8 protein-coding genes and 1 pseudogene are annotated in these 9,342 nt (G+C 38.4%); 1 reads left to right on the top strand and 8 read right to left on the bottom strand.

All coding sequences use genetic code 11. The annotated features are described in order from the left end of the window. A pseudogene (locus HCR01_RS23315) lies at positions 1-132 on the top strand (photosystem II q(b) protein); the annotation flags it as partial. A 93-nt stretch (positions 133-225) separates the two neighbouring features. On the opposite strand, the gene HCR01_RS23310 reads toward HCR01_RS23315, so the two are convergent. The 8 genes from HCR01_RS23310 to HCR01_RS23275 all read right to left on the bottom strand — a co-directional run bounded on the left by HCR01_RS23310 (position 226) and on the right by HCR01_RS23275 (position 8,775). Further along, positions 226-2,124 (bottom strand): CHASE2 domain-containing protein, encoded by a 1,899-nt coding sequence (locus HCR01_RS23310; protein WP_193198483.1) that lies wholly within the window; start codon positions 2,122-2,124, stop codon positions 226-228. Between the two features lie 115 nt (positions 2,125-2,239). Continuing rightward, positions 2,240-2,917 carry a response regulator gene (locus HCR01_RS23305; protein WP_162399223.1) on the bottom strand — a complete coding sequence of 226 codons (678 nt, stop codon included), beginning with the start codon at positions 2,915-2,917 and terminating at the stop codon, positions 2,240-2,242. 186 nt (positions 2,918-3,103) lie between these two features. Then, a complete protein-coding gene (locus tag HCR01_RS23300) occupies positions 3,104-3,763 on the bottom strand; it encodes a hypothetical protein (RefSeq protein ID WP_193198482.1) in 660 nt (219 codons plus the stop codon). A gap of 316 nt (positions 3,764-4,079) precedes the next feature. After that, on the bottom strand, positions 4,080-5,492 hold the full coding sequence (locus HCR01_RS23295; protein ID WP_193198481.1) for an HlyD family efflux transporter periplasmic adaptor subunit: 1,413 nt from the start codon (positions 5,490-5,492) through the stop codon (positions 4,080-4,082). A gap of 24 nt (positions 5,493-5,516) precedes the next feature. Next, the gene (locus tag HCR01_RS23290) at positions 5,517-7,664 is read right to left on the bottom strand and encodes a peptidase domain-containing ABC transporter (protein WP_193198480.1); all 2,148 of its coding nucleotides are present in this window, start codon (positions 7,662-7,664) and stop codon (positions 5,517-5,519) included. 85 nt (positions 7,665-7,749) lie between these two features. Beyond that, positions 7,750-7,977 carry a hypothetical protein gene (locus tag HCR01_RS23285; RefSeq protein ID WP_193198479.1) on the bottom strand — a complete coding sequence of 76 codons (228 nt, stop codon included), beginning with the start codon at positions 7,975-7,977 and terminating at the stop codon, positions 7,750-7,752. A 139-nt stretch (positions 7,978-8,116) separates the two neighbouring features. Beyond that, positions 8,117-8,350: a hypothetical protein gene (locus HCR01_RS23280; RefSeq protein ID WP_193198478.1), complete on the bottom strand. Its 234-nt coding sequence runs from the start codon at positions 8,348-8,350 to the stop codon at positions 8,117-8,119. Between the two features lie 227 nt (positions 8,351-8,577). Beyond that, a complete protein-coding gene (locus HCR01_RS23275; RefSeq protein WP_191759307.1) occupies positions 8,578-8,775 on the bottom strand; it encodes a hypothetical protein in 198 nt (65 codons plus the stop codon). Positions 8,776-9,342 lie beyond the last annotated feature (567 nt).

Here is a 9,342-nt window from a genome sequence, read left to right as displayed (position 1 = left end):
GCAGATGTAATCAACCGGGCTAACTTGGGTATGGAAGTGATGCACGAGCGCAATGCTCACAACTTCCCTCTCGATTTGGCTGCGCTTGATTCTGCTCCTGTGGCTATCAGTGCTCCTGCAATCAACGGTTAATCTTTGAATAAGACGCGATGCATCGCGTCTCTACAACTAAAGGCGCTCTCCAGAAATGGGGAGCGCTTTTGTATTTATACTTTCTACCTTTTATTAATACCGCAACCAAAACCTTGCTACGGGCCAAGATAATTCACAAAGCGTCCCTTTAGGAGAAAGTGGGACTCGGCGAAATTTCCCTTTGAATTGTCGGGCTAAATTCCTAAACTGTTGAGTTCCGCGACCTTCTCTAGATGAGCTAACTCCCAAGCCATCATCTACGATGCTCAGAGTGTACCAACCTTCAGATGAAGAACAAGTGACTTCAAGACGGGTTACTCCTGTGGCGTGTTTACCAACATTGCACAAAGCTTCTTCCAAGAATCGGCAGAGACTCCGCTTTTGCTCAATGTTCAAACGTCGTTCATCTATTGGCTCAAAGGTTCGGATTTTAATCCTGATAGTTTTAAAGCAGGGAAACTCTCGTTCTAAGGTATAGCTGTAAACTTGATAGAGAATTTCGTGAAGCGGGTCTTGCAAATTTAGTACTAAACTTTTCCCTAAATAAAGGCTGGTATCTTGGGTTGGCGGTTCTCGTTGCAAAAATTCATAAATTCCTCGTAGCTCGTGGTTCAATTTCTCAAGTTCTTTTTCTAGTTCTGACAGTAATTCGTTGGTTGGCGAATTTTGATCTCGAACTAGCTTCAAAACTTTAGCTAGGTTTTGCAGAGGCCCATTATGAATTGTTTCAAATGTACGTTCAATAATGGCTTGGCGAGCTTGTATTCTAGACCTCAAAGCTTGGTCGTATTGATATAAAGCTGTGAGTTCTATACCATTTAAAGCTAAAACCAGGAGTGCTGGTATTACCGGAACCCACCAACCCCAAGTCAGGAGTAAATAACTAAAGACCACTAGGCTAAAGCTAGCAATTCCAACAACTACAAAATTTTCCAGAGGAGATTTAGTTAGCCTAGCACTAGCAATTCCGAAAAAACCCCAAGCAAAAATCCACAAATACTCCCATCTGTCATCCCAGGTGTTTAAAAATGGTCGAGAGTCAAGTACTGCACTGATAATTTGGCTAACAGCATGGGCTTGAATTTCTACACCATAAACTCGCCCGGTTGCAGGTTTTATAGATTCAATGGCTGAAGTAGTGATGAAGTCTTTGCGGCTAGGGGCCGTCATCCCAATAATTACAATGCGATCGCGTATCCAATCTGGATTAAATTTATTGCTTTGGAAATCATTTAAAGATAAAGTTCTAAATCTTTCTTTACCACTCCGAAAATTCAGTAGTACCTGAACTCCACCTGCATCAGTTCGCACATATCCGCCAGAGTTGGGTAAAAATCGGGGTAGTTCGGTATTGCCAAACCTCATAGCAGCGCGATCGCGAATACCATTTTCTAAACTAATACCTTCATCAGCTAAATAAACTTCTGTTAGACGTATAGACAAAGATAACTTGTATCCTTGAGGTGTTGGTGTTCCCAATAGGCTGCGTCTTAACTTACCATCACTATCGGTAATTTGATCTGCAAAGCCCACTTTTTGAGAGGGCAATGCTTCTGGTGGAGCAACTTGATCAGGTAAGACTTTTTCAATAGCAATTAAATTTTTAATACTTTTAAAAGCTGCAACCAGTTCAGCATGACCTGGGTCAACTGGTAAATCTCTATAAATATCAAGACCAATTACTCTCGGCTTATAAGTCTGCAATTTTAATAGTAACTGTGCCAAGTCACGATCTGATATGGGAGAATCTATGGGATAATTTTTGCGAGTACGGATATCATCTTCATTAATCCCCACAATCACAATTCGTTCATCTATAGATTCTTCAGGACGCAGACGCAGAAAACTATCAAAGGCTAGCCACTCTAAAGATTGCATTGCACCAGTGAGACGAACAATAATTGCCAGTCCAATTACTGCAATACCTGGTAATGCACCTACACGCCAAATGGCAATTTCCTCTTTGATTCTTGCCCAAATTCCAGTCTGCATAAGCGTCTGCTTTAGTGTTTAGCCCTCAGCTGTTGATCACTCGTTATTAATTAATAAAAAAGTCAAACTTCTACTAATCTTTAATAACTAATGATCTTTGACTCTTAATGCGTAACTAATCAATCAATCCTTCTTCTCTAGCTCGCATTTCAGTTTGAATACGGATATTCTTTCCATCTTCTGGGTAAACATCTAAAGCGTCTTGCAATTTACTCCAGTAATGACGCACCATGCGTTCAGATATGCACATTCGTTCAGCAATAGTTTTATCTTGCAATCCTTCCTCAAATGCTAGAGTCAATATCCTCAGCCATTCTGGTTTCACCTCTAATCCCGAATGGATGCCTTTGATGTCTTTTGTATGAGTTAATCCCTGTAATGCCCAATCAACTCTAGTCAACATTTCCTGAGTGGAAAGACTTTTATCTGCAACTGTAAAACCTCCTTTATGACTATCAATATCAGGTCTAATCCTTACCAGTGTTCTCACATTAGCACTTTGGACAACAAGATTCAGATTGGGATAGTTTTTCATCAGAGTCCTGAGCAGTTGAACACCTGTATCAGGTCGCGCGGTCATTCCGACAGTAAATGGAAGAGAAAGATCCATAACCACGATATCGGGCTGTGAGCTAGTAACTTGATTGAGAGCGTTTTTAGCATCTACAGCACTGATAAATTCAGCACCAGGGTAATGTTTTCGCAGTACATCTACTGTTCCAGCTAAAACTGATTCGTGGTCATCAATTACCAGAATTTTCAGCGATGCTTTCTCGGTTAAAGCTTGTTTCATAATTAACACCCTGCCAACTGTTCACGTAGATATGAATTTTTCTTTTTGCCTGCATAAATAAATTTCCTTATATAAAATTGTATTATTTAGTAATATACTTATTAATGGGATATCCCAGCCTTTTCACTCATAATAGTTCTTTATCGCTCTCTTTAAAGAAAGCTGAAGACAATTTAATGATTATGCTTACCAACATAAATAACACGCAATAGTAAGATTTTGACTACGACAAAAGCATTTTCCTGAAGTTAAAAATTGAAAGCTTTCACAAAGATAGTTTAATTCTGGTAAGCTAGAATAAAAAATAAATGTCGATGTATCAGGATATATAATTTGTACTATTAATTCACCAATATTTTTACGTTCTTCTAAATTAATATAAATTGATATTGGCATTAAAACTTCTGGTAAAGTTATAATAAGTAACTCCTCTAAAGCTCTTAAAACTATCAGACTGCGATCAGCTGATTCATGTCGCCAGCAGGTTGGCATATTGATATGAAAATACAGGTGAGGATTTGATACAAGCCACGGTTCTAATAAGCACTCAATAGCCAAGGGTAAGCTATCTTGAAGATATGCCGGAAATAAGCGATCGCTCAATTCCACTAAAGAGTGATGAAAATTATCAACTTGTTTTAGGCATTCTTGAGTTCTGTTAATTGATAAATTCACATTATCTCTAGCCAATAAATCTAAGCTGCGACGAATTGTGAAGGATTCTTGTAATAAGTCTTCTCGAATTTTCTCAGCTTCTAAGAATAGTCGCATAGACTGTCTAGAAGACCACCATTGCAATGCTTGTTGAATTCTATGGTAGGAAGTCAGAAACCTCACAATAGTCATAACGTAGACAATTAAAAGTATAATTTGCGTACACAATTTCAGATTCACAGGATATCGCTATGTTAATTATTTTACTAGCACTAGAGAAAAATGCTAAGTAGGTTATGGTATGTTGATGCCAAATAAATTGTTTAAAGTGTACAAGAAAAGTGTCAAAATATGCCATTGTAACTTTCAAAAATTGCATGATGGATAAATAAGTTAATATGATATTTAACATAGTCAGTGCATTTAAAAACAACGTTATTCTCTAGTTTGATCAGAAAAGATAGATTTGTGGTATTGAATCGCTACACAATACATAGATTTAAGCACCTTATAAATCAGTTATTAATCTTGCCTTTCTCAATATAAATTGCAGTGCTGTTTCTTCTTTGGAAATAATGTCAGCTTGCGCCTCCATACCTGACTGAATAAGACACTGGCGATCACCATTTCCAAATGTCAGATTTTCGGGCTGAATAGTCGCTTCAAAGTAGCTAGTAGCAGTAGATGTGGAATTTGAGGTTGCTGAACCTGTATTGTTATTTTGGGGTGTAATAGCATCTGGAGAAACAGTTTTGACAACGCCTTTGAGAGTACCATAATCAGGATAGGGACAGGCATTAATTCGTAGTTGCACTTTTTGATCAGCGGCGACATTTTTAATTTCCTGAGTAGGAATCATTGCTTTAATGACTAAAGGAGCATTGGTAGGAGCAATTTCTGCAATAGCTTCGCTAGCACGCAACACTTGACCAGAGTTTCGCAAATTCAGCTTAAGAATGATACCATTACTACTTGCCCGTAAAATAGTATCTTGTATTTGATTTGCAACCTGTTGAAGTTCTTTTTGAGATTGCCCAAGTTGGCTTTGCATTTCAACCCGCCGTTGAATTAAGGCTTGCTTTTCTTTTTTTAAAGTAGCCATAGTTGCTTCACCTTTGGCAGTTTCTTGAGCAATTCTTTCTTGGGCAATTGCCACTGTTGCGGTAGTAGGATTGACGGCAGATTTAGCTGATTCTACTTTAGATTTGGCGATTTCAACAGCTTTTTTTTGCCCTTCAAGTGTTGCTTTTGTTTGCTCAACTAGAAGTTTTTTCTGCTCAAATTCACGCCGACCAATTGCACCAATTTCTGTTAGCTGCTCATAGCGATCGCGATCTAATTTTGCAAAATCTAAATCAGCTTGAGCTTTTTGTAAATCTGCTCCTGCCTTTTGCAAGCTTGCTTCTGCTGCAAGTAAATCATTACTAGTAGTAACTTGACGTTCTTGATATTCCCGTTGATTACGTCCCAAATCTGCTTTAGCCGAAGAAACCGTCCGCTCTGCTACTCTTTCTTCCGCTAAAATTTGGGCATCTAGAGTTTTAATTTGGGCATCAATTTGAACTACTTGTAACCTATTCTGTTGAATATTACCTTGCAGTTGGCTCTTTTTAATTTGTAATTGTTCATCATCAAGGCGAGCGATCGCATCTCCTTGTTTGACAAGCTGATTTTCTTTAACCAAGATTGTTTTAACAGTTCCTTCAATTTTCGGTTGCACTAGCCGAATTTCTCCTGTAGGACGCACAGTCGCAGGAGCTTTCACTGTGACATCATATCTAAACCATGAGGAGAGGCTAATCCCAGCACCAACACTTGCAATCAGAAAAATCCCCGCTAAAGATGTCCAACGACTAACAGGAGGAAGAAACTCTTCACTTTGAACTGATGGGAGAAGTTTTTTATTATGGGTGTGTAACATAACTACCTGAATAAATATCAATAATTAAGGATTTAAAAAGTCCAAATGATCTCCTATTTTGGAGTACAGATCCTCCAAAGAACCTTGAATTTTTAACTTGCCTTGATCTAACAACACAACCCAATCAGCACGATTAATTACCTTGGGACGGTGAGTAATTAAAATCGTAGTTTTACCGCGACGATGCTTAAACAATTGATCTAAAACTTGCGCTTCGCTAACTGGATCGAGTCCACCAGTAGATTCATCCAAAATTAGCACTGGTGGATCTGTAACAATAGCTCGTGCTATTGCCAATCGCTGACGTTGTCCTCCAGAAATATTTGCTCCAAATTCTCCCAAAATAGTTTGATATTTATCAGGAAGTTTGCTGATAAAACCATCAGCATCCGCAATCTGGCAAGCTTTCACAATTTGCTCAAAGGTAACGTGAGGCGCTCCTAGGCGAAAGTTTTCTACAATAGAACGACTCCAAAAGTGAGCGTCTTGAGGAACGAGAACTACTTGTTGACGTAGACAATCAAGAGATAAATCTTGTAGGTTATAATAACCAATGCGAATATTGCCAGATTGTAAGGAATATAAGCCAGCAATTAGTTTAGCTAGAGTACTTTTACCACAACCAGATTTGCCAATGATGGCGACAACTTTAGCACCAGGAATTGTTATAGAAAAGTTTTCTAGTAAGTCAAGCCGGCCAGCATAATGAAAGTTGACATCTGTACAAGTAATATCAGCATCTCCAGGAATTTTTGCAAAAGGTTTTTTACCATCGCCTTCATTTTCTGCTGTGGCATCGATAACTTCTGTAAGGCGTTGTGTGGCGGTTTTGGCACGAGTAAATTCATCTACAAAAGTGATTACAGTACCAATTAAGCCTACGAAATTACCATTCATTGAATTAAATGCCAGTAGTTGCCCAATACTGAGATTTTCAGCAGGATTGATAACTAAATTTCCGCCGAACCACAGTAAAGCGACACTGCCGATACCAGAAACTAAAGTAGAAAAACTATTATTAATAATACCAATTTGTATCGTACTCAACGATAGTTTAGCAACACGACTAAATCTATTTTGAAATTCATCCCAAAATTGAGGTGAAGCTGTAGTAGTTTTGAGAGTGAGTGCGCCTTTAAATGTTTCTACTAAAACGCCTTGTGCTTCGGCTTCTGTGATTAAAACATCGCGGGTTTTTTGCTGTAAAGTAGGCTGAAAAACAATTGTAGATAGAGACATGAATGCAGCTACAAATATAGCTAATGCAGTCAGTTTCCAGCTATAAAAAACCATGAAAAAAATAGAAATTATCGCAATAAAAAACTTGCTTGGCAGCGTAACAACCACTTGAGAAACTAACTGATTAATCTGCTCGATATCTCTTAGGCGGCTAACAATCTCTCCACTACGACGCGCTTCATAATAAGAGAGAGGTAATCGCAAAATTTGTCGTCCAAATTCTAGGACTAGCCCTAATTGCAGGCGTTGTGCAAAGTGAGCAATTAAGTTAGACTGCACAAGTGAAAGGCTACTAGAAATAAGATTCATTACTACTACAGCGATCGCCATAGTAGTTAGTAGTTTTGTATCACCTCTAACTAATACATCATCAGTGAGAATTTGTAGCAGAAAAGGAGAAGCTAAAGATAGCAATCCCAAAAGTAGATTGAGGGGCAACGCTTGAGCTAGAATGGTGCGGAAAGTCCAGACGCGTTTAAAGAAGCGCCAAAAGCCACCAATTTGATCATTAGTTTGTTCAGCAAAAGTTGGGTCTGGTTCTAGCAAAAGCATTAACCAATCTGTCCAACCCTCTACTAAATCTTGTTTAGACAGATAACGAATACCTACAGCTGGATCTGCAACTACACATTTATTACCTTTCTTGCCATATAAAACCACCCAGTGGTGTCCTTTCCAGTGAATAATCGCTGGTAAGGGTGCTTCGTTCATCCGATTTAAAAGTTCTGGCGAAGTTTTTACTGGACGAGCATTGAATCCAAGTGTTTCTGCTCCTCGCTTTAATCCTAATAATGTGGTTCCAAGCTGTCCAGTTCCTACCGCTTCACGGATGTGACTTAGCGTAAAAGTGCGCCCATAGTATTTAGAAATTGAAGCCAGACAAGCAGCGCCACAATCTTCTTCGCTGTGTTGCTCAACGTGAGGGTATTTCATAAGGTAAGATGGCTATCTTGATTTACCTATTATTCAAGATGAAAAAACACCCTGATTTAAGATTTTGATGGCTTACACAAACTGTTTATAACGGTGTTTGTATTACAGAGCTTGGTTGAGGCCCAAATACAAACGATGACTCCCAGGCAAACTGAATTTCATCTGGAGTAAGTCCAGGGTTGCCAAATACAACACCAGCTCCCAAAATGAACAAGTAAGTATTAAGATCAAAACTAACTTGAAGGAATCCTCCGCTGACGGCAGCAGATTCTTCTAAGTCGAGTTCTGTAAAAAGCGGGCTTATATCTTCCATTGCTTCCTTGTATTAAAATTAGGTATAACGGGGAGTAAATTGACAACCTAGGAACATAAACTAAACGATGAGCTTCATAAGTAATTAATAGTGATAACTTTTAATTACTCACTCTTGGATCTTTAAATGTGGAAACGTTTTAAACCAAAGTCGGTAAGCTTAATCCTAAAAGAGGATCAGGTTCGCTAACAGGAAGGTTAGAAGAGGAAAGATCAGAAGGATCAAGAATCACAAACTTACTACCACCATCAACATTTTTGATAGTAACTGTACCGTTAGGATTCACAACAGCCACGGGAGTACCGCCACGCACTATATCAGATTGTTCCGCTGTTAGTTCCGTGAACAGAGGTTTTATCTTTGTTGTTGGCATTCTCTTTCTCCATTAAATTAATTTCGTAATATGCTCTGGATTAAACAGGTAGTGAATCTAAATACTGGAACACCCAAAGATGCCCCAGTATTTAGAAAATAGATAGTTGTTACTTGTTTATCCCTAAAGCATTTCTGGAAAAATCTGAAAAACTTGGAATATAAAATTCCAAAGATTTTTAGATTAGTATCCGGTAAAAGTTTAACAGTTACCTAAACTTCAGGAAATTAACCTAAGGAGATGGCTTCTTCAAAACCGAATTGGATTTCATCAGGGGTCAATGTTGGGTTACCAAATACAACACCAACGCCTAAGACGAACAGGTATTTGTTAAGGTCAAAGTTAACTTCTGTACCACCGCTAACGGTAGCAGATTCTTCAGCTGTGATGTCGGTGAAAAGAGCGTTGGTTTCGATAGCTTGCATGGTTTTTTAGTCCTTGGTTAAGATTAATTTACTCGCTCCTAGTTGATTACCTTGTTTTGGCTGCTCAACTCCTCGCTTGATTCATACAATACGTGGAAGCACTTAGGTTAGTCATTTACACTTTGTGCAAACTTGATTACCAAATTTAGAAAACTCGATTGCACAATTACGACAGCACCATTTCCGAAAAATACATACAGCAATTACACATCATAGAGGTGTATATGCATTTAATAACTTGATAACTACTATTCATTTCAGTTAATTTTTCAGATTGTCTACCCTTCTCCCAATGTTGAAAGAAGGGACTGACGGATGTAGTAATAAGATCTCACAGGCTGGGAAGGAGATATCCAAATACCCAGTCTTGAAATTTGCCAGCGCGATAAACCTAGGTTGTCCATTATCAATAAAGTTAAGTTTTTATCGATAAGTATAAAGTCTGATTTGTCAAGGTAGCGCTAATAGATAGTCTTGTTGGAAAGAGGTAGAGATTAGCTCTGTATTTTACTCAACTGCAAACCGCATATTTGCTGTTTTTCAACGCCAGGTAAAAGTAACAAATTA

This window comes from Nostoc sp. MG11, assembly GCF_014904695.1.
Classification (GTDB): Bacteria; Cyanobacteriota; Cyanobacteriia; order Cyanobacteriales; family Nostocaceae; genus Komarekiella.
The sequence above is the reverse complement of the archived record's forward strand: the minus strand, read 5'-3'. Positions and strand labels throughout refer to the sequence as shown.

Bases quoted from the DNA above. Each gene is read 5' to 3' on its own strand.
- HCR01_RS23290 (WP_193198480.1), bottom strand. From the start codon at position 7,664: ATGAAATACCCTCACGTTGAGCAACACAGCGAAGAAGATTGTGGCGCT.
- HCR01_RS23310 (WP_193198483.1), bottom strand. From the start codon at position 2,124: ATGCAGACTGGAATTTGGGCAAGAATCAAAGAGGAAATTGCCATTTGG.
- HCR01_RS23305 (WP_162399223.1), bottom strand. From the start codon at position 2,917: ATGAAACAAGCTTTAACCGAGAAAGCATCGCTGAAAATTCTGGTAATT.
- HCR01_RS23300 (WP_193198482.1), bottom strand. From the start codon at position 3,763: ATGACTATTGTGAGGTTTCTGACTTCCTACCATAGAATTCAACAAGCA.
- HCR01_RS23295 (WP_193198481.1), bottom strand. From the start codon at position 5,492: ATGTTACACACCCATAATAAAAAACTTCTCCCATCAGTTCAAAGTGAA.
- HCR01_RS23280 (WP_193198478.1), bottom strand. From the start codon at position 8,350: ATGCCAACAACAAAGATAAAACCTCTGTTCACGGAACTAACAGCGGAA.
- HCR01_RS23285 (WP_193198479.1), bottom strand. From the start codon at position 7,977: ATGGAAGATATAAGCCCGCTTTTTACAGAACTCGACTTAGAAGAATCT.
- HCR01_RS23275 (WP_191759307.1), bottom strand. From the start codon at position 8,775: ATGCAAGCTATCGAAACCAACGCTCTTTTCACCGACATCACAGCTGAA.